This window comes from Rugamonas sp. FW305-51 (assembly GCF_058786935.1).
Window position 1 is genome coordinate 10,594 of record NZ_JBYSZG010000040.1, and the last position, 25,375, is coordinate 35,968.

The 25,375-nt window shown below is 64.3% G+C and carries 20 protein-coding genes and 2 tRNA genes; 7 read left to right on the plus strand and 15 right to left on the minus strand.

Annotated elements, in window-relative coordinates; all coding sequences use genetic code 11:
• Nucleotides 1–3 precede the first annotated feature (3 nt).
• On the plus strand, nt 4–3,717 hold the full coding sequence (locus AC3WOS_RS22155; RefSeq protein WP_492718602.1) for an EAL domain-containing protein: 3,714 nt from the start codon (nt 4–6) through the stop codon (nt 3,715–3,717).
• Here AC3WOS_RS22155 and rsgA read toward each other — a convergent pair.
• Both rsgA and AC3WOS_RS22165 read right to left on the minus strand, forming a co-directional pair.
• The gene (gene rsgA / locus AC3WOS_RS22160; RefSeq protein ID WP_492718604.1) at nt 3,698–4,747 is read right to left on the minus strand and encodes a ribosome small subunit-dependent GTPase A; all 1,050 of its coding nucleotides are present in this window, start codon (nt 4,745–4,747) and stop codon (nt 3,698–3,700) included. The two genes, AC3WOS_RS22155 and rsgA, sit on opposite strands and share 20 nt — an antisense overlap.
• 320 nt (nt 4,748–5,067) lie before the next feature.
• A complete protein-coding gene (locus AC3WOS_RS22165) occupies nt 5,068–6,504 on the minus strand; it encodes an SRPBCC family protein (protein WP_492718606.1) in 1,437 nt (478 codons plus the stop codon).
• A gap of 204 nt (nt 6,505–6,708) precedes the next feature.
• On the opposite strand from AC3WOS_RS22165, the gene AC3WOS_RS22170 reads away from it, so the two are divergent.
• Entirely contained in the window at nt 6,709–7,734 is a 1,026-nt protein-coding gene (locus AC3WOS_RS22170) for a helix-turn-helix transcriptional regulator (RefSeq protein WP_492718608.1), read from the plus strand.
• A gap of 257 nt (nt 7,735–7,991) precedes the next feature.
• Nucleotides 7,992–8,840: an SDR family NAD(P)-dependent oxidoreductase gene (locus AC3WOS_RS22175; RefSeq protein WP_492718610.1), complete on the plus strand. Its 849-nt coding sequence runs from the start codon at nt 7,992–7,994 to the stop codon at nt 8,838–8,840.
• 88 nt (nt 8,841–8,928) lie between these two features.
• On the opposite strand, the gene AC3WOS_RS22180 is transcribed toward AC3WOS_RS22175, so the two are convergent.
• The 6 genes from AC3WOS_RS22180 to AC3WOS_RS22205 form a co-directional block, all read right to left on the minus strand.
• Nucleotides 8,929–9,003 (minus strand) — tRNA-Val (locus AC3WOS_RS22180).
• Between the two features lie 83 nt (nt 9,004–9,086).
• Nucleotides 9,087–10,685, minus strand: a complete 1,599-nt coding sequence (locus tag AC3WOS_RS22185; RefSeq protein ID WP_492718612.1) for a hypothetical protein — start codon at nt 10,683–10,685, stop codon at nt 9,087–9,089.
• Between the two features lie 152 nt (nt 10,686–10,837).
• Nucleotides 10,838–10,912 (minus strand) — tRNA-Val (locus tag AC3WOS_RS22190).
• A gap of 73 nt (nt 10,913–10,985) precedes the next feature.
• Nucleotides 10,986–11,699, minus strand: coding sequence for a DNA polymerase III subunit epsilon (gene dnaQ / locus AC3WOS_RS22195; RefSeq protein ID WP_492718614.1), 714 nt, complete (start codon nt 11,697–11,699; stop codon nt 10,986–10,988).
• A 169-nt stretch (nt 11,700–11,868) separates the two neighbouring features.
• Nucleotides 11,869–12,309, minus strand: coding sequence for a ribonuclease HI (rnhA, locus tag AC3WOS_RS22200; protein ID WP_182153623.1), 441 nt, complete (start codon nt 12,307–12,309; stop codon nt 11,869–11,871).
• A complete protein-coding gene (locus AC3WOS_RS22205; protein ID WP_492718616.1) occupies nt 12,302–13,096 on the minus strand; it encodes a class I SAM-dependent methyltransferase in 795 nt (264 codons plus the stop codon). Before AC3WOS_RS22205 ends, rnhA begins: the two co-directional genes overlap by 8 nt.
• A gap of 20 nt (nt 13,097–13,116) precedes the next feature.
• Here AC3WOS_RS22205 and gloB point away from each other — a divergent pair, with 20 nt between their 5' ends.
• Nucleotides 13,117–13,923, plus strand: coding sequence for a hydroxyacylglutathione hydrolase (gene gloB / locus AC3WOS_RS22210; RefSeq protein ID WP_492718618.1), 807 nt, complete (start codon nt 13,117–13,119; stop codon nt 13,921–13,923).
• Between the two features lie 252 nt (nt 13,924–14,175).
• On the opposite strand, the gene aceB is transcribed toward gloB, so the two are convergent.
• A complete protein-coding gene (gene aceB / locus AC3WOS_RS22215) occupies nt 14,176–15,774 on the minus strand; it encodes a malate synthase A (protein WP_492718620.1) in 1,599 nt (532 codons plus the stop codon).
• Nucleotides 15,775–15,978: 204 nt separating this feature from the next.
• On the opposite strand from aceB, the gene AC3WOS_RS22220 reads away from it, so the two are divergent.
• A complete protein-coding gene (locus AC3WOS_RS22220) occupies nt 15,979–16,890 on the plus strand; it encodes a LysR family transcriptional regulator (RefSeq protein WP_492718622.1) in 912 nt (303 codons plus the stop codon).
• A 121-nt stretch (nt 16,891–17,011) separates the two neighbouring features.
• Here AC3WOS_RS22220 and AC3WOS_RS22225 read toward each other — a convergent pair whose 3' ends face one another.
• The 5 genes from AC3WOS_RS22225 to AC3WOS_RS22245 form a co-directional block, all read right to left on the minus strand.
• On the minus strand, nt 17,012–17,215 hold the full coding sequence (locus AC3WOS_RS22225; RefSeq protein WP_134383344.1) for a cold-shock protein: 204 nt from the start codon (nt 17,213–17,215) through the stop codon (nt 17,012–17,014).
• Nucleotides 17,216–17,513: 298 nt separating this feature from the next.
• Nucleotides 17,514–17,867: an Hpt domain-containing protein gene (locus AC3WOS_RS22230; RefSeq protein ID WP_492718624.1), complete on the minus strand. Its 354-nt coding sequence runs from the start codon at nt 17,865–17,867 to the stop codon at nt 17,514–17,516.
• 12 nt (nt 17,868–17,879) lie between these two features.
• Nucleotides 17,880–18,533, minus strand: coding sequence for a uracil phosphoribosyltransferase (gene upp, locus AC3WOS_RS22235; RefSeq protein ID WP_492718626.1), 654 nt, complete (start codon nt 18,531–18,533; stop codon nt 17,880–17,882).
• Between the two features lie 164 nt (nt 18,534–18,697).
• Nucleotides 18,698–18,826, minus strand: coding sequence for a hypothetical protein (locus AC3WOS_RS22240; protein WP_492718628.1), 129 nt, complete (start codon nt 18,824–18,826; stop codon nt 18,698–18,700).
• Nucleotides 18,823–20,508 carry an isovaleryl-CoA dehydrogenase gene (locus AC3WOS_RS22245; RefSeq protein ID WP_492718630.1) on the minus strand — a complete coding sequence of 562 codons (1,686 nt, stop codon included), beginning with the start codon at nt 20,506–20,508 and terminating at the stop codon, nt 18,823–18,825. The genes AC3WOS_RS22240 and AC3WOS_RS22245 overlap by 4 nt, the downstream gene beginning before the upstream one ends.
• A gap of 469 nt (nt 20,509–20,977) precedes the next feature.
• Between AC3WOS_RS22245 and AC3WOS_RS22250 the strand changes: the two genes are divergently transcribed.
• Both AC3WOS_RS22250 and AC3WOS_RS22255 read left to right on the plus strand, forming a co-directional pair.
• Complete coding sequence (locus tag AC3WOS_RS22250) at nt 20,978–22,651, plus strand: putative bifunctional diguanylate cyclase/phosphodiesterase (RefSeq protein ID WP_492718632.1); 1,674 nt, start codon at nt 20,978–20,980, stop codon at nt 22,649–22,651.
• Nucleotides 22,648–24,150, plus strand: a complete 1,503-nt coding sequence (locus tag AC3WOS_RS22255; RefSeq protein WP_492718634.1) for an HDOD domain-containing protein — start codon at nt 22,648–22,650, stop codon at nt 24,148–24,150. The genes AC3WOS_RS22250 and AC3WOS_RS22255 overlap by 4 nt, the downstream gene beginning before the upstream one ends.
• Nucleotides 24,151–24,179: 29 nt before the next feature.
• On the opposite strand, the gene AC3WOS_RS22260 is transcribed toward AC3WOS_RS22255, so the two are convergent.
• The gene (locus AC3WOS_RS22260; RefSeq protein ID WP_492718636.1) at nt 24,180–25,334 is read right to left on the minus strand and encodes an MFS transporter; all 1,155 of its coding nucleotides are present in this window, start codon (nt 25,332–25,334) and stop codon (nt 24,180–24,182) included.
• Between the last annotated feature and the right edge of the window lie 41 nt (nt 25,335–25,375).

Here is a 25,375-nt window from a genome sequence, read left to right on the forward strand (position 1 = left end):
CCTATGCCTTCCTTACCCGACACCGGCACCGCGCCGGCGCCCACAACCAACACGCCGCCTCCGGCGCCCGCCCTGCACGCGGTGCTGTCGGCCGCCGCGCGGGCCGGCGACCTGGAACAGCTTGCCGGATACGGCCGCTGGTGGTTCGATCCGGCCAGCGCACGGGTGGCGCTGTCGCCTGCGGCCGCGCAACTGCTCGAAGTCGAATCCGGCATCTATGCCGCCCTCGAGGACGCGCTGGTCCACGTGGTGCCGGACGACGTGCTGACGCTGATGGCGCACCTGACGCAAGGCGCCGGCCAGGGCGCCGACTGCGAATTCCGGCTGGTCCATGCCCTGACGGGCTTGCGCTGGCTACGCTTGCGCATGCCACCGGTAGCGGCCGACGGCGCCGGCCTGCGCTCGGGCGTACTGCTCGACATTACCGCCGCCAAGCACGCAGCCCTGCGCGAGCGCCTCGGTGTCGAATCGACCCGCATCCTGATCGGCACCCGGACCCTGGACACTGCCCTGGTCAACCTGATCGCCCTCGTGTGCGAACACCTGGGCTGGGAATGGGGCGCGCTGTGGGCCGTCGACGCGCAAGCCGGGCACGCGCCCACCCTGATGTGCCGCCATCACTGGCACGTGCCGCACACCCAGCTGGCCGCCTTCACCACCGACAGCGAGACGGTGCGCATGGGCGCCGGCGAGGGCCTGGTCGGACAGGTGTGGGCCAGCGGGCGGGCCGCGTGGGTGGAGGATATCGCGGCCGACATGGGCTTCCTGCGCCGCGCCAGCGCCATCGAGTGCGGCCTGCGCTCCGGCTATGCCTTTCCCGTCGCGCTGCTGGGCGCCGACGGCCAGCGCCACTGTCTCGGGGTGCTGGAGTTCTTCAGCCCCCTGTCGCGCCAGCGCGAAGCCCAACTGCCCAACATGGCCGAGGGCATCGGCAGCGCCGTCGCGCACACCCTCGAGCGTTTCAGGCAACAGGAACACCTGCTGCAGCTGGCCCGCATCGACACCCTCAAGGAGCTGACCCACCATGGCCAGATCGACGCGCTGCGGCGCGCGGCGACCACTCGCCCGACAACGGCGCCCGGCGGCGACGCCCCCGCCGCGGGCCGCAATTCGCCACTGGCCGACCTGATCGCCTCGATCGACGAAGTCTTGTGGACGCTCGACGTGGGCGACTGGTCGGTGGTCTATGTCAGTCCGGTGGTGGAGCGGGTGTATGGCGTTGCCCGCCATGCTTTCTATGCCGACCCCAATCTCTGGCTCAAGTGCGTGCACCGGGCCGACCGCAGGCATGTCCTGACCCAGGCGCGCCGCGTGGTCGCCGAAGGGCGCGCCGCCTTTGTCTACCGCATCCTGCGGCCGGACCAGGAAGTGCGCTGGATGCGCTACGAAGCGAACTTCGTGGCCGGCAACGGCGCGGGCGGCCGCATCGAACTGGTCGGCATGGACGTTACCGAGCAATACCGTTTGCAGCAATCGCTGCATCGCTGCCACCACGCCTTACGCATCATCAACGATTGCGAAACGCTGATCGCGCGCAGCAACGACGAGCGCGCCCTGCTGCGCGGCGTGTGCGACGTGCTGGCGCAGACCTACCGCATGGCCTGGGTCGGCGTGCTGCACGGGGACGGCAGCCTGGCGCTGGCCGCCGCCACCGGCGCCCACCAGGATTATCTCGACCAGCTGGGCTCCTCGCTGGCGGCCGGCGCCGCCGGCCTGGGCACGGTCGGCGCCGCCTTGCGCAGCAATGCACCCGTGGTGGCCAACCGGATCGACAGCGACCGGCTGCTGGCGCCATGGTCGGTCGCGGCCATGCGGCGCGGGCTGCACGCCAAGCTGGCCTTGCCGCTGCATTGGCAGAACGACGTACTCGGTGTAATGAACATCTATTCCCAGGACCGCGACGCCTTCGACGTCGATGAAGTGCGCCTGCTGGCCGGCCTGGCCGGCCGGGTCAGCGCCACCATGCAATCGTACCGCCACCGCCAGGCGCAACAGGAGGCTGAATCGGCCTTGCGCCTGCGCGAACGCGCGCTCGAAGCGAGCGCCAATCCGATCCTGATTTCGAGCGCGGTGGCGCCGCGTTACGCGATCGAGTACGTCAACCCCGCCTTCGAGCGCGTGACCGGCTATGCGCGCGCCGAAGTGGTGGGCCGCCACCCCGATTTCCTGCTCGGCGCGGACCGCGAACAGGACGGGCTGGCGGAGGTGCTGGCCGCGTTTCGCGACAAGCGCGAGGGGCGCGCCATGTTGCGCAACTACCGCAAGGATGGCGACTTGTACTGGAACGACGTGCATATCGCACCGGTCAAGGACGACGACGGCGAGGTGCGCCACTTCGTCCTGATCCAGTACGATGTCACGGCGATGAAACGCTCGGAGTCGGCCCTGCACCGGCTGGCCCATTACGACGCGCTGACCGGGCTGCCCAACCGCGTGCTGCTGCATGAGCGCCTGCTGACGGCGATCGGCGCCGCGGACAGCGGCTTGTGGCTGGTCTACCTCGACCTGGACCGCTTCAAGCTGGTCAACGACACCCTGGGCCACCGCGCCGGCGACGTCCTGCTCAAGGAGATCGCGCGGCGCCTGCGGCGCGCCGTGCGGCCGACCGACACCGTAGCCCGGCTGGGCGGCGATGAATTCGTGCTGATGTTCCCCGACATGCCCGACGAAGCGCACATGGTGCAGGCGACGCAACGGGTGCTCGACGTGATCGCGCAGCCGCTGCTGATCGATGGCCACGAGTTCTTCCCCACCTGTAGCATGGGCGCGGCCAGCTACCCGCAGGACGGCGCCGATCAGGATGCCCTGATGCGGCACGCCGACATCGCCATGTACCGGGCCAAGGAGGCCGGGCGCAACAACTGCCAGTTCTACGCCAGCTCCATGAACCAGCGCATGCTCGAGCGCCTGCACCTGGAAGGCGAGCTGCGTCACGCCCTCGAACGCGACGAATTCGTGCTGCACTACCAGCCCCAGGTGGAACTGGCCAGCGGCCGGACGGTGGGACTGGAAGCGCTGATACGCTGGAACCACCCCAAGCTGGGCATGGTGCCGCCGGACCGCTTCATCGGCCTGGCCGAAGAGACGGGATTGATCGTCGCCATCGGCGCCTGGGTCATGCGCAGCGCCTGCGCGCAGAACATGGCATGGCAGCGGGCCGGCCTGCCGCGGCTGCGGGTGGCCGTCAACCTGTCGGCGCGCCAGTTCAACGACCGGCAGTTGATCGACACCGTCAAGGCGGTGCTGGCCGAAACCGGCCTGCCGGCCGGCGACCTCGATATCGAACTGACCGAGAGTTCGCTGATGGCCGACGTCGACGGCGCCGTCGCCACCATGCATGAACTGAAGGCGCTGGGCGTGCAGCTGTCGATCGACGACTTCGGCACCGGCTATTCCAGCCTCGCCTACCTGAAGCGCTTTCCGATCGACGTGCTCAAGATCGACAAATCCTTCGTGCGCGACATCGTCGCCAGCCCGGACGACGCCGCCATTGCCGTCTCCATCATCCTGCTGGCCCATACGCTGAAGCTGCACGTGATCGCGGAAGGGGTTGAAACCGCCGAGCAGCTGGACTTCCTGCGCGAACATGGCTGCGACGATGTGCAGGGCTATTATTTGAGCCGGCCGCTGCCGGCCGGAGCGGTCGAGGCGCTGCTCGGCGCCACGGCTGCAACACCAGCGCCCGCCGTCCGCCGCGCTACCACTGATCCTTGTTAGCGCTATGGATCTTCTTGAAATAGTCGCGGTAGTAATGCTTGACCGCGTGGGCCCCTTCGGCGCGCCGTTGCTGCGACGCCTCCTCTTTCAATAGCTTGCGGTAATTATCGAAGTGGGCCTGCGTGATGCGCTCGCCGGCAATCGCGGCCTGGATCGCACAACCCGGCTCGTCGGCATGGGTGCAATTGTGGTAGCGGCATTGCCCGCTCAATTCCACGATGGAATGGAACGCCCGCTCCAGGCCCTGCCCGGCATCGTAGAGCTGCAGCTCGCGCATGCCGGGGGTGTCGATGATCGCCACGCCGTTGTCGCAGAAGAACAGCTCGCGGTGGGTGGTGGTGTGCTTGCCGTGGGCATCGTCGGCGCGGATTTCCCGGGTCGCCAGAACGGTGTGGAACATGGCGTTGATCAGGGTCGACTTGCCCACGCCGGAAGAGCCCATCAGCGCGATGGTACTGCCTTCGCTCATATAGGCCGACAGCGCATCCAGCGAACCGGGCGTGTTGACGCTGATCGGATGCACATGGTCCGCGTCCAGGCCGTCGAGCTGGCTCAGGTAGTATTCGGGATCGTCGCAGATATCGGTCTTGGTCAGGAGCACCACCGGGGTGATGTCGAACTCGTAGGCCAGCGCCAGGTAGCGCTCCAGCCGCTTCGCATTGAATTCCTCGTTGGCGCTGGTAACGATCCACAGATAGTCCAGATTGGCCGCGATCACCTGCGGCAAGCCGTTCGAGATGCGCCGCACCCGGTTCTGCGGTTCGAAGATGCGCAGCAGGCGGTGGTGCTCATTGGCCGCTTCGGCCATGACCCAGTCACCGACCGCCAGATGCTGGCTCAGCGGCTGGAATTCCGGGCCACAGATGATCGAGCTTTCGCCACGGGCGCCCATGGCCACCACACGGCTGCGGTGGATCGCCGTGATGCGGAAGATCTGCTCCAGCGTCTCCTCGGCGCAGATTTCGTCGAACGACAGCTGCTGGAAGAAAATGTTGGACCAGCCGAATTTCTGCAATGATGAATACGCCATATGCACTCCATGATTAAATCGGCCTGGGCCACTCCGCCAGTTCCGCTCGATAGCGTGGCCCTCTTTGTCAACGCTCGGCTGAGCGGCCTTCGCACAGGTTACCGATCCGCCGGGAGGCATGAGATGGTGATCAAGGTGGCGGTGCCGTGCTGGCTAGACACGGAGATGTGGCTAAATGGATAATTTTACAATTATAGCCATTTTTAGCCGATGGACTAATGTAATTAGTCCATCGGCCAAAAGCAAAAAGGGATTTGCGCTCTCTCGCAAATCCTTTTTCTGCCATTCTTAAAGCGCGGCGCCACACGACCAGGCGGTACTCAGGCCATCTGGGTGGCTGACTTCAAACGGCAAATATAGGGGCCAAGTGCGCCTTCCATCATCGATACCAGCTTGGCGGCCATGATGCGCCGGAGTAACCATCCGGTGCCCGGCAGCTTGGGGCGGAACCGGATCGTCCAGGTCAGTTCCGTCTGCGCGCCCCGTGGACGCAGCTGCATCTCGCCCTGGTGACAAACGAAGGGCGAGCCGCCAATCACCCGGTAGCGCAGGTTCTCCAGCGGCCGCCAGCCCGTCACCTGTTCCCGTACCAGGCCAACGCCAGGCGGACCCTGCAAGTCACGCTCGGCGCCCAGGCCGTTGGCATCGCCCATCCCCGGGCGGGTCAGGCGCACCGGACTGAAGCCGCTCCAGTGCGCCATCCCCTCGTGGTCGGCGATCACCCGCCACACCTGCTCCGGCGTGGCGTTGATTTGGACCGTATGGCTTACCGAGTGCGTGTCCGCAGGTGGCCGCTTCGCCAAGTTAGCAGGCAGGAAGCCCCACATGCGGTCGCCGAGCGTCGGGGTGGTCCACAGTATTTCGAACGAAAAGTCCTGGGCGTCGTTGACGTAGACGACGCCGGCGCCCAGCGGCGGCAAATGGACAGGCCGGCAATTCGGCCGGCCGCCGGCCGCGACGGCACGACGGTAGACCTCCATGTGGTCGCGCTTGTTATGCGCGCCAAACGCGATGTTCAGGATGCCCTGGTCGCAAATGCGGTAGTCGGACGGGCGCGGCTGGCCCACAGGGTCCAGGTACTGCACCACCTCCACCAGCACATCGCCGGCCAGGAACACCTTGCCGCGCGTGCACGCGCCAGGCAGCCCCCAGATCGCCTCATGTTCGGGCGCATGCAACGGCGCGGAAAATTCAGCCAGTCCCAGGCCGTCGCGCAGGAAGTCTGCCGTCTTGTCCAGCTCAGGCACCGACAGCGTGACCGACCGCACCGCGGCGGGGCAATCCGCCCTTGCGGCATCGCCGGACAAGTTCAGGGGATCATCCTCCATCAATTCCACATACACGCCGTCCGGGCTGCGCACGCAGGCGCGCCGCGCGCCGGGTGCGCCGACGGCGGCACTGAGTGCGGGCGACTCGAGTGCCGCCAGGCGCGCCAGGGTCGCGTCGAAATCGCGGACCCAGATACCGATCCGCGTATAGCCGATGTCACATGGCCGGAAGTCCACCGGCATCAGTTTGGCGAGCGGGCGTTCGAACTGGAACAGCTCGAACTGGAACCAGGGATTGCGGGCCATCATCCACCAGCAGGTCGATGCGGCGCCGGGCAGGCCTTGTATTGCCGCCGCCAGCGGGCCCCGCATCATGTGACGTCCGCCGCCGGAAGGCAACAGCCCTATCCCTGCGCGGAACCATCGCTCGGTACGCGGCAAGTCGACAACGGATAAAGCAATCTGATTGAGCGGTGGAATATAGGGCATGTAAAAACTCGACGAAAAAGACTACGATGGAAAATTTAATTCAGGCCTGACCCGGCCGACGCCAGCACATTCATGCAGGCGTTGCTGTACGATTCGGACGCACCGCCCATCCGGAACGGCGGCGCCAATGCGTTCATTGTGGGTTGATGCCAAGATGATCCTGTTATCATATGTCGCCAACCCGTTGAACCTCGACACCCACCCATGCCCCTATATGAAGCGCTAATCCCGTCCCGCTACGCGCAACCGCTGCTGGCGCTGATAACGGAAGCGAGCCCGGAAGCGCTGCGCGACATCCTGACCGAGACCGGGCTGCACGACCTGGTGCAGCCGGGCGCCGCCACCTGGACGGAAGAGACGGCATTGTCCATCCGGCAGTTTGGCGACTTGCTGATTGCCGCTGCCCGGTATTTGCAGCGCAGCGACCTCGGCTTTGAGCTGGGCAAGCGCATCACGATTGAGCACCACGGCTCGCTCGGGACCGTATTGGCAGGCTGCGCCACGATGGAACAATTGCTGATGGTCGCGGAGCGTTACTACAATCTGATCACACCGTGCTTCCGCGCACACTATGTGCATGGCAAGGCGCTTAGCCAGTTCGTTATCCGCGTCATGGCGCCGCTGGAACAGGAAGTCCTGCACATGCTGCTGGAGCTGCATGCCGTTTCCACGCACTGCGACTTGCAACGTCTGCTGGGCAGCACAGCCGGCGTCACGATCGAGTTGTCATGCCCCGCCCCGGCCCATATAGAACGCTACGCGGCGTTGCGGGCGACGCGCTTCCAGTTTTCTTCAGGCGCGCTGCCCGAAGTGCACACACTGCTGCCGGCCAGCCTGGTCCACAAGGCGCTGCCGCGCAGCGGCGGCGAACAGGCCCCGGCCGAGGCTTTGCCCAGGGCCACATTGCGTGAAGCGAAGGACTATGGACGCTGGGTCGAATTGATGTTGCGCGAAGCAGAAGCGGTGCAGCCCACGCTGGAGCAACTGGCCGCGCTGCTGTCGATCTCGCCGCGCAGCTTGACGCGCAAGCTGGGCAACGAGGGCATCGACTTGCGCCAGCTGGCGATGCGCGTGCGGCACGAACGGGCTTGCCGCATGCTCTCCGGTACGACGCAGACCCAGTCGCACATCGCGTACCGGCTCGGCTACGCGGACGAATCAGGCTTCGTGCGGGCATTCCAGAAAATGGAAGGCATCCCGCCCGGCAAATGGCGCAGCGAACGGCGATAGTGCCGGGCCACCTTGGCCTTCGCCTCCTCCAGTCTGTCATGTTGACGCTGGTGTCCTGCAGCCATACTCCCTCCGGCGCGATGACGACGGGGACCACGGCGGCGCGCTGTACACCCAATGCCAGCCGTTGGGAACGACTTCGCGCGACGCGATGCGATCCACCCCGAATTGGCTACAAATGGTAAGTTGAATATGACTTTATCCATCGACAATCAGGACCATTTCCACGTCGATGCGAAGCGTAAGGGTTGTTTGACATGAATACATTCGACGGCAATACCATCTTTGTCACGGGCGGCACCAGCGGCCTCGGGCTGGCGTCAGCGATCGCCCTTGCCGCACGCGGCGCGCATCTCGCCATTTTCAGCAGCAGTGAAAAACTGGCGGAAGCGGCGCTGGAAGCGGTGCGCGGCGCGTGCAAGCATGGCGGACAGCGTGTCGCCTGGTTGCGCGTCGACGTCGCTCAGCGCGACCAGGTGCTGGCCGCGTTCGCCGCCGCGCGCCGGCAAGTGGGCGAGCCCGATATCGTGCTGCACATGGCGGGCATCGGCGGCTTGGCGCCCATGGCGGAAATGCCGCTCGCCACCTTCGACCGCATCATGCAGATCAACGTCTATGGCACGCGGCACGTGGCGGAAGCGGCGTTGATGTCGATGCGCCCGCGCGGTCGCGGAAAGATCGTGCTGGCCGGATCGCTGGGCGGCCTGGTGCCCGTGTTCGGCTATACCGCCTACGGCACCTCGAAGTTCGCGGTGCTCGGCTTCGCCCAATGCCTGCGTTACGAATTGAAGCCGCTCGGCATCGACGTCGCCTGCTTCTGCCCAGGAGAGGTCGAGACACCCGGCCTGGCGGCCGAGCGCGAGCACACCCATCCCGCCGCAGTCGTACTCAAGCAGATTGGCGGGACGCTGCCACTGGAACGCGCGGTGCTGGGCCTGTTGCGCGGCATCGAAAAGAACCGCTTCCTGATCGTGCCGGGGCTGCGTCCCAAGCTGATCTGCCTGGCGTTGCGGCTGACGCCGCTGGCGCTGTGGCAAGCCATTACCGACCGACTTGTCGGCTACGCGCTGCGCAAACCCCGACCGTTGACCATCCGGAGTGAATAATGACCGATCGCACCACAGAGCGGGTCCATGCTGGACGCACAAAGCAAAATGGCCCGCGATTACACGCAGGCCATTTTGCCGATATTCTTGGTGGGAAGTGCAAGTTTCGAACTTGCGACCCCTGCAGTGTGAATGCAGTGCTCTACCCCTGAGCTAACCTCCCGAAGCGGGCCGAATTATGGCATAAAACCCGGCCGGATGGGAAGAGGCTTTTTACTGCCGCGCCGAAAAATATTAACAGTATGGTTAATTTCCCCCTCCGGCGCGATAAGCCTGCAGCGGCACCAGATCGCTCACCTCGCGCAACGCCTGCTGGCGCTGATAGATCTCGTCCAGCGAGCGCTGGCGTTCGCCCTTCAAATCGGGCGCCAGCGCTGCCACCAGGTCGCGCTGCAGCGAGCTGTGGCCGGGCGTCGTGAGGTCCGATTTCAGGTGGCCGAACGCATACTTCATCTCGCGCGACGATTGCGTGGACGACTGCCTGAGCGACGCCTTCGTCAGCCGCCCCTGGTCGTAGGCCATGAGGGCGTCGCTGCTGGCGCTGTCTTCGATCTGATAATAGCTGTAGTTCTGATCTTCCGGCCCGCCATCGAGGCGCAGCGGCGCGCCGGCCACGGCCGGCATGTGGTAGCTGGCCGTCAGCTGCAATTTCTGATGCTGGGTAATGGAGCGGTCGCCCTGGTAGTGGCCATTGATGCTGGTGCTTTGCGAGGCCCGGTAGGAGAACGCATCCTTTTCGTTCGGCCGCATGTGGTTGACCGCCTTGGCCGTCTGCGTGATGGCGGCGTCGAAGTCGGCCAGCCCGGTCAGCAAGGCATGGTCTTCCCCGCTCAGCGTCAACCGGCCGGGCTGCTCGCCGGTAGCCGCCGGCAGGTTGGCCGCGTCGTTGTTGCCGTTCAGTTCGGCGAACGCATCCTTGAACAAGGTGACGAGGGCGGCATCGCCATGCCCGCGCGTGGCGGCCAGGTCGAACTGGTTCAGGTAGCTGGCCACGGCCTTGGCCTGCTGCGCCTTGGTGCCCAGGCCGGCAAGCTGGCTCAGGTCGACGCTCACATCCAATTTGCCGGTGGCGCCGCTCAGGCTGACCTTTCTCTGCGTGGCATCGGCATGCAAGTCCAGCGTTTGCGTACTGTCCGGGTCCATCGGCGATTTGACGACGGTGTGCAGATCCACCGATGCCAGCAAGGACGGATCGAACTGCATCAGGCCGGCCAGCTTGAGCTGCGGCGGCTCGTGCGTCATGCCGTCGATGGCTTCCTGGAACGCGGTGGCAAGCTTGGCCACGGCACCGCGCTCGGCCTCGTTCAACGTGCCGCTGGTCTTCAGTTGCACGCCCAGGCCGTCCTCGGTACTGTCGAACACCAGTTTGACTTCCGCCCCGCCCTTGGTGCTGATGGTCAGGGCAACCTGGTTGTCGCCCTGTCCGTGCAGCACCGGCTTGGACATGGTGAGCACCGGCGCGGACGAATACAGCTGAATGCCGGCCGGCAGCTGCCGCACGGACTGGGATACATCGGCGCCGTCGCTCTGGAATTTTTCCAGCATGGCACTGCCCAGGCCGTGGAAGCGCCCGGCGACGGAAGGCGCGAAAAAATTGCGGGCAACGAGCGAGGTGATCTTGTCGCGCACGGGCGACTCCCACAACAGGGGCGAGCCGGCGATCGCTTCCACGCCCTGCCCGTCCTGCGTGGCCGCCGCCACACTGGCCGGGCTCAACGTTACGATGGTCGATGGCATGGCCACCGGAGCGACGGGGGCAGCGGCCGCGTCCTCCCGGGATGCCGGCGCGCCGGACGAAGTCGTTGGCCGCAGGCCGGCTGCAGGCAGGGATGAGATGGTGGTCATGGTGGCGATGCCGTGCGGCGAGGCACGGCGCAATGGCAAAATGTGCAATCTTTAAATTATAGCCATTATTAAGCCATGCGCCAGCGCAATTTTTCCTGCGCCCAATGCAAAAAAGGATTTGCGATCTCTCGCAAATCCTTTTTCTGTATTCTTGGTGGGAAGTGCAAGTTTCGAACTTGCGACCCCTGCAGTGTGAATGCAGTGCTCTACCCCTGAGCTAACCTCCCGAAGCGGGGCGAATTATCGCATACAACTTTATGAAAATGGAAGGGCTGCGGCGAAAATTCTCCCAAATTTCCCTTAGCCGCCCTGCGGCGCGGCCAGGGCACGCCAGATGCAGCTGCCCTTGACGGCCTTGTCCAGCCCGTTCAAGGTGTCTTCGTGGGCCGCCAGCTCAGCGTCCGAGGCGGGCATGACGATGATGTCGGCCAGCGGCACCGGCTCCAGGCTGGCGCCGCCTTCGTTCACCTCCTCTTCCACGTCCATGCCCAGGCTGTTCTGGCCGCGCGTCATGGCCAGGTAGACATCGGCCAGCAGTTCCGCGTCCAGCAGCGCGCCGTGCAGCTTGCGGTGCGAGTTCGACACGCCATAGCGGTCGCACAGCGCATCGAGTGAATTGCGCTTGCCCGGGTGTAGCTCCTTGGCCTGTACCAGGGTGTCGATCACCTTGCCGATGTGGTCGGAAAAATCGGGCAGGTTCAGCCGTTTGAATTCATGGTTCAGGAAACCGAGGTCGAACGGCGCGTTATGGATGATCACTTCCGCACCGCTGATATAGGCGCGCAGTTCCTCGACGATTTCATGGAACTTGGGCTTGTCGCTCAAAAATTCCGTCGTCAGGCCGTGGACGTTCAGCGCGCCCTCTTCCGATTCGCGCTCCGGGTTGATGTAGACGTGAAAATTATTGCCCGTCAACATGCGGTTGTGCAGTTCGACACAGCCGATTTCGATGATGCGGTTGCCCAGTTTGGGGTTGATACCGGTAGTTTCGGTATCGAGTACGATTTGGCGCATGGTGTCTGTCTGAATGGTCGGTTGCTGAAGCGAGCCGCGCAGTATAACAAAGCGCGGCGCCGGGCTGCGTGATTACGCCTGGCCGCGGCCGGGCGTGGCGGGCGTGGCGGGCGCGCCATGCGCCGGCACCACGCGCCGCTCCACCGCCGGGCTCGGTTGCCCAGGGGGTCTAGCGTTTGCGGACGGAATCCACGCCGCGGTTGGCCAGCATGTCGGCCCGCTCGTTGCCGGGGTGGCCGTTGTGGCCACGCACCCAGCGCCATTCAACCTGGTGCACGGCCTGGGCCGCGTCCAGCGCCTTCCACAAGTCCTCGTTCTTGACCGGCTCCTTGGCCGCCGTCTTCCAGCCGCGCGCCTTCCAGCCATGAATCCACTCGCTGATGCCCTTTTGCACGTACTGGCTGTCCGTGTACAGCGTCACGGCGCAGGGACGCTTGAGCGCGTTGAGGGCCTCGATCACGGCCTGCAATTCCATCCGGTTGTTGGTGGTGTTCAGTGCGCCGCCGAAAATTTCCTTTTCTGCCCCATCAGCCACCATCAGTGCTCCCCAGCCGCCCGTGCCGGGATTGCCCTTGCATGCGCCATCGGCAAAAATATCGACTTTATCCATCCTGCTGTTCCCGCCTCTTGTTAGTTGCCGGCACGGCCACCGGGGCCGCCGCCGTCCGTTTGGTCCATGCCGGACCGATTAAATGCATGCCCTTGACGCGCTTGATGGCATGCACGATATACACTCCGCCCAGATAAGGCCACCAGCGCGCGCCCGCATTATCCATGAAGGCGTAGCGGTGCAGCCACTTTTCTGTACGGCACGCGGGCGCGTAGCAGCCGAAATGGCTCTGGCTGGCGCCCAGGTTCAGCAATTTTAACCAGTCGCGCATGCGTGGCATAGAGATCAGTTCCTGGGCCCGCGGCAGGAAATAGGAACCCGTGACCCGCCCCATGGCCTGGCGCGCGCCCCACAGGCTGGCCGGATTGAAACCGCAGATGATCACCTGTCCCTCCGGGATCAGCACCCGCTCCACTTCGCGCAACACCTGGTGCGGCTCGGCGGAAAATTCCAGCACATGGGGCAGCACCACCAGGTCTATGCTTTGGGAAGCGAACGGCAGTTCCGTGTAGTCGAGTGTGACGGCCACCTGGCGCGCCGTCTCCGCCCCCTGCGGACCGGTGTTGCGGGGCCGCACGCGGTTGTCGGCCAGCCACTGGTAAGGCATGCGGTTGGCCGCCAGTGCATTAATTTGCGGCATGCCGATCTGCAAGGCATTGAAACCGAAGATATCGGCCGTCAGATTATCGAGGCAGGTTTGTTCCCACTCACACAAGTACCTGCCTGCCGGTGTTTGCAGCCAGCCGTCCAGCGCTATAATGGATTGGTCGGATGCAGCGTTATCCATGTCTAGCCTTTCGTGACCCAATGACCATCTCATCTCCCCACACTTTACACGTCCTCACGGTACCTGCTTTTCATGACAATTATCTGTGGCTGATACATGATGGCACGCATGCCGCCGTGGTCGATCCGGGTGACGCCAAGCCCATCATGGCGGCACTGAAGGAAAACGGCCTCAAGCTTACCGCCATTCTACTCACCCACCACCACGCTGACCATATCGGGGGCGTGCCTGCATTATTACAGCATTATCCGGTTCCTGTTTTCGGGCCGCGCAACGAACGCATCGCGGGCGTCACGCTGCCGGTGGGCGAAGGCAAGCGCATCGACGTGCCCGGCCTGCCGCTGCGCCTGTCGGTGCTGGACGTGCCGGGCCACACCATGGGCCACATCGCCTACGTGCGCGAAGCGGCCGATGGCGAACCCACGTGGCTGTTCTGCGGCGACACCTTGTTCGCCGGCGGCTGCGGCCGCCTGTTCGAAGGCACGCCGGCGCAGATGATCAGCTCGCTCGGCAAGCTGGCCGCCCTGCCCGACGACACCAAGGTCTATTGCGCCCACGAATACACGCTGTCCAACCTGCGTTTCGCGCGCGTGGTGGACCCGGACAACCAGGCCCTGCGCGAGCGCGTGGTGCTGGAGACGGACCGGCGCGAGCACAACATCGCCACCGTGCCAAGTACGATTGGTGTGGAAAAGGCCACCAACCCCTTCCTGCGCTACCGCGACCCGGCCATCGCCGCCCAGCTGGTCAAAGCCGACCGGCTGTCGCCGGGCGACACGCCGCTGGCCACCTTCACCGCCCTGCGCCTGTGGAAGAACGACTTCTGACACCTTCCAAAGAAAAATAGGGACGTACCCCATTTCCGCCCCCCCTGACGCCGGACAAAGGGGAAGAAAAAAGGGGTACGTCCCCATTTTTTCGGAAATAGGGACGTACCCCTTTTTTTCCACTCGGCTGTTACGCTGCGGCCCGTTCGAAAAGGGGAACGAAAACGGGGACGTAGCACGGTTTTTCGAAAACCGTGTTGCGTCCCCATTTTTTCATGCCACCCCGGCAAAGGGGCGGCATGTTCAGTTACATCAGATTTCTTCGTACAGCGGCAGGGTCAGGAACTCTGCGAACGACTCCGAAGTGGACATCTCTTCGAAGATCTGGCCGGCGCGCACGTAGGTCGGACCTTCGCCGCCTGGCGCATCGCGTTGTACCTTGGCCAACTCTTCCGGAATCATGGCGCGCACCATCTCGGCCGTGACCTTGCGGCCGTCTTCCAGCACGCCCTTGTCGGAACGGATCCACTGCCACACTTGCGAGCGGCTGATCTCTGCCGTGGCCGCATCTTCCATCAGGTTGTGGATGGGGACGCAACCGTTGCCGGCCAGCCAGCTGCCCAGGTAGTGGATGCCGACGTTGATGTTGTAACGCAGGCCCGCTTCCGTGATCGGCGCTTCCGGCTTGAAGTCCAGCAGTTCGGCACTGGTCACCTGCACGTCGGGACGCTGCTTGTCGATCTGGTTAGGCTTGTCGCCCAGTACTTTCTTGAACTCCGTCATGGCCAGCTCGACCAGGCCAGGGTGAGCCACCCAGCCGCCGTCGTAGCCGTCGGTGGCGTCGCGCGCCTTGTCGTTGCGCACGCCGCCCATGGCCACTTCGTTCTTTTCCGGATCATTCTTGATCGGGATCAGGGCCGCCATGCCGCCGATGGCCGGCGCGTTGCGCTTGTGGCACGTCTTCAGCAGCAGCAGGGCGTAGGCGCGCATGAACGGGGCCGTCATCGTCACCTTGGCGCGGTCGGCCAGGCAGAAGTCCTTGTCCAGCTTGAACTTCTTGATGCAGGAGAAGATGTAGTCCCAGCGGCCGGCGTTCAGGCCCGAGCTGTGCTCGCGCAGTTCGTACAGGATCTCGTCCATCTCGAAGGCGGCCAGGATGGTCTCGATCAGCACGGTGGCCTTGATGGTGCCTTGCGCCAGGCCCAGTTCGTTCTGGGTCATGACAAAGATGTCGTTCCACAGGCGCGCTTCCAGGTGCGATTCCATCTTCGGCAGGTAGAAGTAAGGACCGGCGCCGCGGGCCAGCTGTTCCTTGGCGTTGTGCACCATGAACAGGGCGAAGTCGAAGATGCCGCCCGAGATGCGCTTGCCGTCGACCAGCACGTGCTTCTCATCGAGGTGCCAGCCGCGCGGACGCACGACCAGGGTGGCGATCTTGTCGTTCAGTTTGTACGACTTGCCGTTCTGCTCCATCGAAATGGTGCGGCGCACGGCGTCGAACATATTGATCTGGCCGGTGATCTGGTTGTCCCAGTTCGGGGTGTTCGAATCCTCGAAGTCCGTCATGTAGCTGTCGGCGCCCGAGTTGAAGGCGTTGATCACCATCTTGCGCTCGACCGGACCGGTGATTTCCACGCGGCGGCATTCCAGCGCCTTGGGGATAGGCGCGATCTTCCAGTCGCCGTTGCGGATGTGGGCCGTCTCGGGCAGGAAGTCGGGACGTTCGCCGGCGTCCAGGCGCTTGGCGCGCTCCACGCGCACGGCCAGCAGTTCCTGGCGGCGTGGTTCGAAGGCGCGGGTCAGCTTGACCACCAGGGCAAGCGCTTCCGGCGTCAAAATCTGTTCAAAGCCGGGCTTGATCTCGCCCGTAATTTCCATACCTGCCGGCACGTTGATGGTGGACTGCGTCATGGATGTCTCTCCGTATAAGGTAAAGTGAACTGCTATCCCAAAGTATAAGCACTGCTAATCTTGTTGCCACCTGAATCTTTTAGTATGACGACTCAGTTACACCGCGATCTGTTTTCAAGTATATTCACTATTTAGTTATGCAAACAAGACTAAAAATCACTTCATCTTTGCGTTTTACACACAAGTGACAGGCAACCGGTATCCATGGGTCAGTTCAGGCAAATTTCCACCTTCGTCGAAGTCGTTTCCAAGGGCAGCCTGTCGGCCGCCGCCCGCGCCGAGGGCATCGCCCCGGCCATGATAGGGCGACGGCTCGACGCGCTGGAAGCACGCCTGGGCGTCAAGCTGCTGCAACGCACCACACGCAAGCTGGCCCTGACCAATGAAGGCGCCGCCTTCCTGGAAGATTGCCAGCGCATCCTGGCCGAGCTCGAGGATGCGGAATCGGCCGTGGCCGAGCGCAGCGCCCGCGCCAGCGGCCACCTGATGATCTCCGCCCCGGCCGGCTTCGGCCGGCAACACGTGGCGCCGCTGCTGCCCTCCTTCCTGGCCGAGCACCGCGACGTGCAATGCACGCTGAACCTGAATGACCGCGTGGTGGACCTGATCGGCGAAGGGGTGGACGTGGCGATCCGCATCGCCAGCCTGTCCGATTCCAACCTGGTCAGCGTCAAGCTGGCCGACAACGAACGGGTACTGGTGGCCGCGCCCGCCTACCTGAAGCGCTACGGCGAACCGAAGACCTTGGCCGAACTGTCCAAGCACAACTGCCTGGCCATCAGCAGCGAAGGCAGCCAGCGCGGCTGGACCTTTCGCGACGGCGGCAAGATCGTCACGCTGAAGGTAACGGGCAATATGGGCTGCAACGACGGCCAGGTGCTGCACGACTGGGCGCTGGCCGGCAAGGGCCTGGCCTGGCGTTCGATGTGGGAAGTGGGCAGCGAGATCGAGGAAGGCAAGCTGCAGACGGTGCTGGAACAATACTCCGCCCCGGGCAACGACATCTACGCCGTGTTCGCCCAGCGCCGCCATTTGCCGCTGCGCATACGGGCCTTTGTGGACTTCCTGCGCCACACCTATGCCCAACCCGATTATTGGCGCAAGGCTTGGAAATAAATACCGGAAAATAACTTGCCTAGAAGCATTCAAATACATGCTTTAAAGGCAAGTAAAAACCATCAGACGAAAAAAAATCCCCGGATACCGAGGATTTCTTTATGTCGTTTGACTCAGCGTATTACAGTGGCTGAATGTTCGAAGCTTGCTTGCCCTTAGGGCCAGCGGTCACTTCAAAAGAAACACGTTGGTTCTCTTGCAGCGACTTGAAGCCGGTCGACTGAATCGCCGAGAAGTGAGCGAACAGATCTTCGCCGCCTTCGTCAGGGGTGATAAAGCCGAAACCCTTCGAGTCATTGAACCATTTTACGATACCAGTTGCCATTACAATTCCTATTTCAGTTAAGTTGGGCTTGCGCCCGTGATATCGTTTGAGGCAAGAAAGAAATGACAGACAAACTGCACTACTCTTGAATCTAAACGATGCCGCATTATACCCAATTACCAGAGAAAAGCACGTTTTCGCAAAAATAAATGCGAAGGCCTGAAAACAGTAGAAGAAACCGCCACTTACCGGCCTCAGCATTGCTCTTTTAACAGGGTAGTAGTGCCACTATAGCTCGAAAATCAGCATCAGGTTTGCGCTGTATCAAAAAGAAATGCGTCCCACGCCACACCTGAGCTCACCAGGACGGTGCGCGCGGGTCGCGGGCGGCCCATTGCAGCAGCGCTTCCACCTGCGCCGCGACGCCGTCCCACTCGGCCTGCCCCGCCATCACGGCCCGCATCTGCTGCTCCACGCTGCGGCAGTACTGGCCCAGCGTGCCGTAGCCGAAAGTGCCGGCGGAACCGGCCACGCCGTGCAGCAGTTCGTGCAGCTGGTGCATGTGCTCGGCGCCGGGCGTGCCGCCGTCGTCGGCCCGGCAGGCGGCCAGCGCTTGCGTGATCTTGTCCATCGTCACGGGCACGGTGGCGGCGAACTTGTCGCTCAGCGCCTGCAGCCTGGCACGGAATTCCTGGTCGACGAGGGTAGCCATGGCGCGTTCCGCTTAACCTTTGGTGCCGAAGATGCGGTCGCCCGCGTCGCCCAGGCCGGGCACGATGTAGGCATGGTCGTTCAGGTGCGAATCGAGCGAAGCGCAGTAGATCTTCACGCCGGGATGGGCGTTCTGGAACACGGTGATGCCTTCCGGCGCCGCCACCAGGGCCAGGAAGATGATCTGGTCGTCCTTCACGCCGCGCGACTTGAGCACGTCCACCGCATGCACGGCCGAATTGCCGGTCGCCACCATCGGGTCGCACAGGATGAAGGTGCGCTCGGCCAGGTCGGGCAGGCGCACCAGGTATTCCACCGGCTGGTGGGTTTCCGGGTCGCGGTAGACGCCGATGTGGCCCACGCGGGCCGACGGGATCAGGTTCAGCAAGCCGTCGCTCATGCCGATGCCGGCGCGCAGCACGGGCACGATGGCCAGCTTCTTGCCGGCGATGACAGGGGCGTCCAGCGTCATCAGCGGCGTTTCGATGGTGCGGGTGGTCAGCGGCAGGTCGCGCGTGATTTCATAACCCATCAACAGCGTGATTTCCTTCAACAGCTCACGGAAGGTGCGCGTGGACGTATCCTTGGCGCGCATGTGGCTCAGTTTGTGCTGGATCAGGGGATGGTTGGTGATATACAGGTTGGGGAAACGCGGATCTTGTTTCATTATGGTGGGCTCTTAGTCTCTCGACGGGTGCCGCCCATCCCCGGGTACGGGACGGGGCGCGGTGCCGTCATCGGTTGGTATGGCGCATTATCCCAGCCATCGAGGCACGATGGAACTGTTTCACGAAAATTAATTCGGCGCATATATGAACCGGTCAGGACCGATCAAATGCTGCAACAGGACGCCGTCAACCCCTCTTCCATAACGAAGCCGCGCTCGCGGAACAGCCGCGCCGACACCCGTATCAGTTCCGCGCGCCGGTTGCCATCGGCCGCCGGCGGCGCCTGGCTCATGCCGGCTCCACCAGCGCCCGCGCCAGGATGGCGGTGCAGTCAACGCCATCCGGCAGGCGGCCGTATGCCCCGCCCACGTCGCGCGCCAGGCGCGAGGCGACGAAAGCCTGCGACACATAAGCGGGCGCGTGCCGCAGCAGCAGCCCGGCCTGCACCGCCAGCACGATCCGCTCGGCCAGCCGGCGGGCGCCGTATTCATCCGTTTGCGGCTGCTCCAGGTCGGCCAGCAGGGCCTGCGTGTAGCGCACATAATCGGCGTGGGCGTCGCCGGCCAGGGCCAGTTCAGCCGCCAGCGCATCGCGCGCGGCCGGTGTCTTGCCCAGCGCCCGCAGCAGATCGAGGCACATCACGTTGCCCGAGCCTTCCCAGATCGAGTTGACGGGCAGTTCACGGTACAGCCGCGCCAGCGGACTGTCTTCTACATAGCCGCTGCCGCCTATCACTTCCATCGCCTCCGCCCCGAAGGCGGGGCCGCGCTTGCAGATCCAGTATTTGCCGGCCGGCGTCAGCACCCGCGCCAGCAGCGCCTGGACCGGATCGGTGCCTTCGTCATAGCAGCGCGCCAGGCGCAGCGCGAAGGCGGTGGCAGCCTCCGATTCCAGCGCCAGGTCGGCCAGCACGTTCTGCATCAGCGGCTGCTCGGCCAGCGCCTTGCCGAAGGCGTGGCGGCGGCGCGCGTGGTGCAGCGCGTGGGTCAGCGCGGCGCGCATGGTGCCGGCGCTGCCCAGCACGCAGTCGAGCCGGGTGTGGCTGCCCATTTCCAGGATGGTGGGAATGCCGCGCCCCAGCTTGCCTACCAGCCAGCCGTAGGCGCCCGTGAATTCCACCTCGGACGAGGCGTTGGAGCGGTTGCCCAGCTTGTCCTTCAGGCGCTGCACGCGGATGGCATTGCGCTGCCCGTCGGGCAGGAAACGGGGCACGAAGAAGCAGCTCAGGCCCGCGCTGCCCTGCGCCTCCGTCTGCGCCAGGATCAGGTGGGCATCGCTTTGCGGCGCCGAGAAGAACCATTTGTGGCCAACGATGCGCCACACATCCTCGCCCTCGTCGCCGAACAGGCGCCGGCCTTCTTCGGGCGCCAGGGCCTCGGCCATCGTGGTGTTGGCGCGCACGTCCGAGCCGCCCTGCTTTTCCGTCATCCCCATGCCCACCAGGGCGCCCCGCTTCTGCTCGATGGGCAGCGAGCGGGGATCGTACTCGCGCGACAGGATCTTGGGCAACCATTTGGCGGCGATCTTCGGCGCCTGGCGCAGGGCCGGCACGGACGCGTAGGTCATCGTCACGGGGCACTGGGAACCGTTTTCCAGCTGGCCGAACAGCATGTAGCGGGCCGCCCGCGCCACCTGGCCGCCCGCACCCTGCCCTTCCCACGGCGAGGCATGGGCGCCGTTCTCGATCAGCAGCGCCATCAGGCTGTGCCAGGACGGGTGAAATTCCACTTCGTCGATGCGGTGGCCGCCGCGGTCGAAATTGTGCAGCCGCGGCGTGTGCAGGTTGGCCAGCCGGGCCAGGTCCAGCACTTCGGCACGCCCCAGGCGCTCGCCCAGCGCATGCAGCGAGGCGGCCTGGGCGGCGCCCCCTTCGCGCTCCAGCGCTTCCTGCAAGGCCAGGTCGCAGGCGTACAGGTTGACGTTTTCGAACGGGGGGACAGTGTTGCTGACGGCATGGGTGTCGAATGGGTTCATCGGAGTTCCTGATAACGGTTCAAAGTGCGGTGCCGGGCGGCCATGGCTACAGCCTAGCCCAGCGCCAATTACGAAGCAAGCGGTTGCTTGCTTAAATGCCACGCGCACCAATTCCCGCACTGCCATCGCGCATGGCCGCATGGCCTCCAATACCGAGCATTTGCTCGTTAAATGGTTAGGATTTTAAGAAATATTCCGTTCTTTACCCTCTGGCGCCTGATTTTTCTCCATATCTGATGAGATTTCATCAAAACATGCGCAGATGTTGTCTTTTTTCATGTAAAAGCGCTGCCATCAGTGATACATTTCGTTCTGGTTTTACAAGCTGGCAGCAGTCGCGCACCGTATGGGCCTGCTTCAAACGTTGTAAAATTTGTTACGCGACAAAATGAGAGATTAGATCGTCATAATGCTTTCCAGTTCCCCATCCCTGCCCCAGCGCGATATGCGCCATGAATTAGATCACCTCATGGAAGAGGCAGGCGATGTTGTTTTCCGACTCAATCAGCCAGGCCAGGTCCTGTTTGCCAGCAAACGGGCCGTCGCCCTGATCGCCAGCCCCCACGACCTGCATGGCGATTTGCTGGCGGCCCACGTGGCCACGGCCGACCAGCCGGTCCTGAAGACGGCGCTGGCCGAGGTGCAGCAGTCGCTCGCGCCCAGCGTGGTCGAGCTGCGGCTCAAGACGCCGGAACAGGAAGTGTGGTTCGAACTGCGCATCTCCGGCTTCCTGAACCAGCAGGACGTGCTGGAACTGCTGGTGGTGGGCCGCGACATGTCGGTCCAGCACGCGACCGAAGAGCGGCTGCGCCACATGGCCACCCACGACGCCCTGACGGAACTGCCCAACCGCCTGCTGCTGTCGGACCGCATCCGCATGGTGATCGCCAACGCCCGCCGCTCGGGCCAGGGCTTTGCCGTGGCCACCGTGGGCCTGGACGGCTTCAAGAAAGTCAACGATGGCCTCGGCCATCCCGTGGGCGACGCCGTGCTGCGCATGGCCGCCGCCCGCCTGCGCAAGACGCTGCGCGACAGCGACACCCTGGCCCGCGTGGGCGGCGACGAATTCGTGGCCGTGCTGCCGGGCACCAGCACGGAAGCCCAGATCAAGCTGGTCACGGGGCGTCTGATCGCCACCTTGCAGTCGCCGTTCGAGGTCGACAGCCATACCATCTACGTGGGCGCCTCGGTCGGCGTGTCGGTCTACCCCCACCACGCCGAGGACGAAGTGCGGCTGGTGGCCCTGGCCGACGCGGCCATGTCGCGCGCCAAGGAAACGGGCAAGGCCCGCTGCGTGGTCTACAGTCCCAAGCACAGCGGCCCGCCCGAACACGACATTTCGCTGGAAGCGGCCATGTTCCAGGCCGTGCGCGAAGGCGAATTCCTGCTCTACTACCAGCCCATCGTGGACGCCCGCACGCGCGAAATCCAGGGTTTCGAAACCCTGATGCGCTGGAAGCACCCCACGCTGGGCATGGTGCCGCCGGCCCGCTTCATCCCGATCGCCGAAACCAACGGCCTGATCAACCTGCTGGGCGCCTGGGCCCTGAAAGCGGCCAGCGTGCAGCTCAAGCAGTTCGAGGAAGTGGCCAAGCGGCGCCTGTATATCTCCGTTAACATTAGCCCGCGCCAATTCCGCAACGACAAGTTCCTTGACGTGCTCGATGACGCGCTCGCTTTCTCTGGCCTCTCTGGTGAGCAATTGGTGTTAGAAATTACTGAAGGCACGTTGATGATAGACCCGGTCCATGCCGAGGCCATCCTGTCCAAAATGGCCCTGCGCAAGGCCCGCATCGCCATCGACGATTTCGGCACCGGCTATTCGTCGCTGGCCTACCTCAAGCGCTTCCCCATCTCCGTGCTCAAGATCGACCGCACCTTCATCCGCGACCTGCCCGGCTCGCAGAAGGATGGCGCCATCTGCAACGCCGTGCTGGACCTGGCCAAGCACCTGGACCTGTCCGTGGTGGCCGAAGGGGTGGAGACGGAAGAACAACTGCACTACCTCGACGAGCGCGGCTGCCAGTACATCCAGGGTTACCTGACGGGCAAGCCGATGCCGGCCAACGTGGCGATGACCGCTCTCAAGGAGAGCACCTACGCCAACCTGCTGCCGGAAGAACTGCGCCAGGTGCACCAATGAGCGCCGGGTTCAAGGCCGCCACCGCGCTGGGCGACAAGACCCTGGCCGAGATGTGGGACTGCACCCGCCGCCAGGGCGACATGCCCGGCTTCGCCAAGGCCATCACGGCCATCCTGGGCGCCATGCGTGGCGAGGACGAGCAGGAATTCAACATGGCGCGCACCGTGCTGTCGGACCCCGTGCTGACCCAGAAGGTGCTGCGACTGGCCAACAGCGGCATGTATTCGGCCTTCGGCCAGCATGTCAACACGGTCTCCAAGGCGGTGCTGGTGCTGGGCACGGAGGCCATCGGCCACCTGGCGCTGGGCTTGAAGCTGATCGAGGAACTGTCGGCCTCCTCGCCCGATTCGGGCATCGCCCACATCGAGATGGAAAAGGCGGTGCTGGCCGGCATCGTGGCGCAGCAGATCGCCACCAGCGCCGACAGCCGCCACGCGGAGGAAGCGGTGGTGTGCTCGATGCTGCACACGCTGGGCCGCATGATGCTGACCTTCTACATGCCCGAACGCTGGCACGACCTGCAGCAGCGGGCCGACGCCGAGGGCGTGACGGTGGACGCGGTCGCACCGGCCGTGCTGGGCCTGACCCTGGAAGACATCGGCCACGCGGCCGCCCGCCACTGGGGCCTGCCGCAAAGCCTGATCAACGGCATGCGCAAGCTGGAGCCGGCCGAAGAAGGCGCCGACGTGAGCCCGTCGGACTGGATCGCCGCGCTGTCGACCATGTCGGCCCTGTGCGCCGACTCGCTGTGGCATGACGACGCGGCCGGCGCCGCCGCCGTGCAGCAACTGACCGAACGCTATGCCGGCATGTTGGGCGTGGAGCCCGACAACCTGATGGCGGCCATCGAACAAGCCAAGATCGTGGCGGCCGAAGACCTGTCCATCGCCCCCCTGTCGCGCCCGGCCGAACGGCGCGCCCGGGCGCTGGCCAGCACCCGCCAGCGCGCCGAGGGCAACAAGATCCTGCTGTCCGGCCTGGCCGACATGCGCGACGTGCTCGACACGGCCAGCCCCGGCCAGATGGTGTCGATCGCGCTCGAGACGGTGTTCAAGGGCCTGGACTTCTCGCGCGCCGTCGCCTTCGTGCGCAACCGCAGGGAGGCCCAGTACGCGGCCAAGATCTGCTTCGGCGAAGGGGTCAAGGAACTGCTGCCCGGGATGGTATTTGCCGACAGCTACGAACCGAACGTGTTCCACGCCGCCCTCAACAGCGACCGCGTGATCTTCATCGAAAACGCCAAGGATGCCAAGTTCGCCGCCAAGCTGCCGCAATGGTGGAAGAACAGCCTGTCCGATGCCCGCAGCTTCGTCATCCTGCCGCTGGCCTCCAACGGCCAGCCGGCCGGTTTCCTGTACGGCGACTGGGACGAGACCTTCCCGCCCATCCAGCTGAGCCAGACGGAATTCTCGCTGCTCAACGACATGCGGGCGCTGGTGGTCAAGGCCGTGGAACGACGCCACAAGCTGGAAGCGGTGGTTATCAACCGCGGCGCCTGACAACTGCCAGGTGACAGCTGACCGGCTGGCTAGCGCTGGCCGTCCAGGCGCTGCCAGCGGAACGACAGGCCGGCCGCCAGCGCGGCGCCCAGCACCATGAGCGAGGCCACGTAGTACACCGACGACGGCCCCAGATGCTGCCAGCACTGGGCCAGGAACAGGCCGCCCAGCGATCCGCCGATACCGTATGACAGGCTGATAAAGAGCGCCTGTCCGCGCGCCTGCAAGGGTCCCGAGAACCAGCGCTGCAAGGTCGTCACCGAGGCCGAATGGTGCAGCGCGAAGGTGGCCGCGTGCAGCAGCTGGGCCGCCGCCAGCAATCCCACCTGGTCCGGCACGGCGCCGATCAGCGCAAACCGCAGCACGCCCACGCCCAGCGCCGCATACATCAGGCGCATGGCGCCCCAGCGCCGGAACAGGGGCGCCTGGAAATAGAACAGCAGCACTTCGGCCGTCACGCCCAGCGACCACATGGTGCCAATGAAGGCCTTGCTGTAACCATGGCGCTCCAGGTACAGCGAATAGAAGGTGTACAGCGCCGTGTGGGCCGACACCATCAGCGCCGTCGAGCAGAAGAAGGCGATCACCTCGCGCTTGCGCAGCAGCGTGCGCAACGGCGGCGGCGCCGTCTTGTGCTGCAGGCGCGGCACTTCCTTCAGGCGCAGGCTGGCCAGGAACACGCACACCAGCAGCGCGCCGGCGATCCACGGCAGGGCCATGATGCCGTAGGCGTCGAGCGCATAGGCGGCCGCCATCACGCTGGCGATGAAGCCGATCGAGCCCCATAGCCGGATGCGGCCGTAGTAAGTCAGGTCGCCCCGCATTTCCGACAGCATCAGCGCTTCGCACAAGGGCCCCTGGGCGCTGGTGAACAGGTTAAGCAGCACCATCGCCAGCAGGAACTGGACGAAGGTCTGGCCGAAGAAGAAGCCGGAAAACGCCGTCAGCGCCGCCCCCCCCGTCATGCGCAGCACCCACACCCGCCGCTCGCTGTGATCGGCCACATAGCCCCACACGTTGGGGCCGACGATGCGCAGCACCTGGATCATCGACATCAGCACGCCGATCTGGCCCACGCTCATGCCCTTGCCGGCGAAGAACAGGGTGGCGTAGGTGGAAAAGGTGCCCGCGTGCGCATAGTAGGCGCACAGGAACAGGGCAAAGCTGATGGCTTGGGCGGGCATGGACAGGACTCTGCGGCGTGGAGAAAAGTACTGGCAGGATG

Bases quoted from the DNA above. Each gene is read 5' to 3' on its own strand.
- AC3WOS_RS22155 (WP_492718602.1), top strand. From the start codon at position 4: ATGCCTTCCTTACCCGACACCGGCACCGCGCCGGCGCCCACAACCAAC.
- rsgA (WP_492718604.1), bottom strand. From the start codon at position 4,747: ATGGCGTATTCATCATTGCAGAAATTCGGCTGGTCCAACATTTTCTTC.
- AC3WOS_RS22165 (WP_492718606.1), bottom strand. From the start codon at position 6,504: ATGCCCTATATTCCACCGCTCAATCAGATTGCTTTATCCGTTGTCGAC.
- AC3WOS_RS22170 (WP_492718608.1), top strand. From the start codon at position 6,709: ATGCCCCTATATGAAGCGCTAATCCCGTCCCGCTACGCGCAACCGCTG.
- AC3WOS_RS22175 (WP_492718610.1), top strand. From the start codon at position 7,992: ATGAATACATTCGACGGCAATACCATCTTTGTCACGGGCGGCACCAGC.
- AC3WOS_RS22185 (WP_492718612.1), bottom strand. From the start codon at position 10,685: ATGACCACCATCTCATCCCTGCCTGCAGCCGGCCTGCGGCCAACGACT.
- dnaQ (WP_492718614.1), bottom strand. From the start codon at position 11,699: ATGCGCCAAATCGTACTCGATACCGAAACTACCGGTATCAACCCCAAA.
- rnhA (WP_182153623.1), bottom strand. From the start codon at position 12,309: ATGGATAAAGTCGATATTTTTGCCGATGGCGCATGCAAGGGCAATCCC.
- AC3WOS_RS22205 (WP_492718616.1), bottom strand. From the start codon at position 13,096: ATGGATAACGCTGCATCCGACCAATCCATTATAGCGCTGGACGGCTGG.
- gloB (WP_492718618.1), top strand. From the start codon at position 13,117: ATGACCATCTCATCTCCCCACACTTTACACGTCCTCACGGTACCTGCT.
- aceB (WP_492718620.1), bottom strand. From the start codon at position 15,774: ATGACGCAGTCCACCATCAACGTGCCGGCAGGTATGGAAATTACGGGC.
- AC3WOS_RS22220 (WP_492718622.1), top strand. From the start codon at position 15,979: ATGGGTCAGTTCAGGCAAATTTCCACCTTCGTCGAAGTCGTTTCCAAG.
- AC3WOS_RS22225 (WP_134383344.1), bottom strand. From the start codon at position 17,215: ATGGCAACTGGTATCGTAAAATGGTTCAATGACTCGAAGGGTTTCGGC.
- AC3WOS_RS22230 (WP_492718624.1), bottom strand. From the start codon at position 17,867: ATGGCTACCCTCGTCGACCAGGAATTCCGTGCCAGGCTGCAGGCGCTG.
- upp (WP_492718626.1), bottom strand. From the start codon at position 18,533: ATGAAACAAGATCCGCGTTTCCCCAACCTGTATATCACCAACCATCCC.
- AC3WOS_RS22240 (WP_492718628.1), bottom strand. From the start codon at position 18,826: ATGAGCCAGGCGCCGCCGGCGGCCGATGGCAACCGGCGCGCGGAACTG.
- AC3WOS_RS22245 (WP_492718630.1), bottom strand. From the start codon at position 20,508: ATGAACCCATTCGACACCCATGCCGTCAGCAACACTGTCCCCCCGTTC.
- AC3WOS_RS22250 (WP_492718632.1), top strand. From the start codon at position 20,978: ATGGAAGAGGCAGGCGATGTTGTTTTCCGACTCAATCAGCCAGGCCAG.
- AC3WOS_RS22255 (WP_492718634.1), top strand. From the start codon at position 22,648: ATGAGCGCCGGGTTCAAGGCCGCCACCGCGCTGGGCGACAAGACCCTG.
- AC3WOS_RS22260 (WP_492718636.1), bottom strand. From the start codon at position 25,334: ATGCCCGCCCAAGCCATCAGCTTTGCCCTGTTCCTGTGCGCCTACTAT.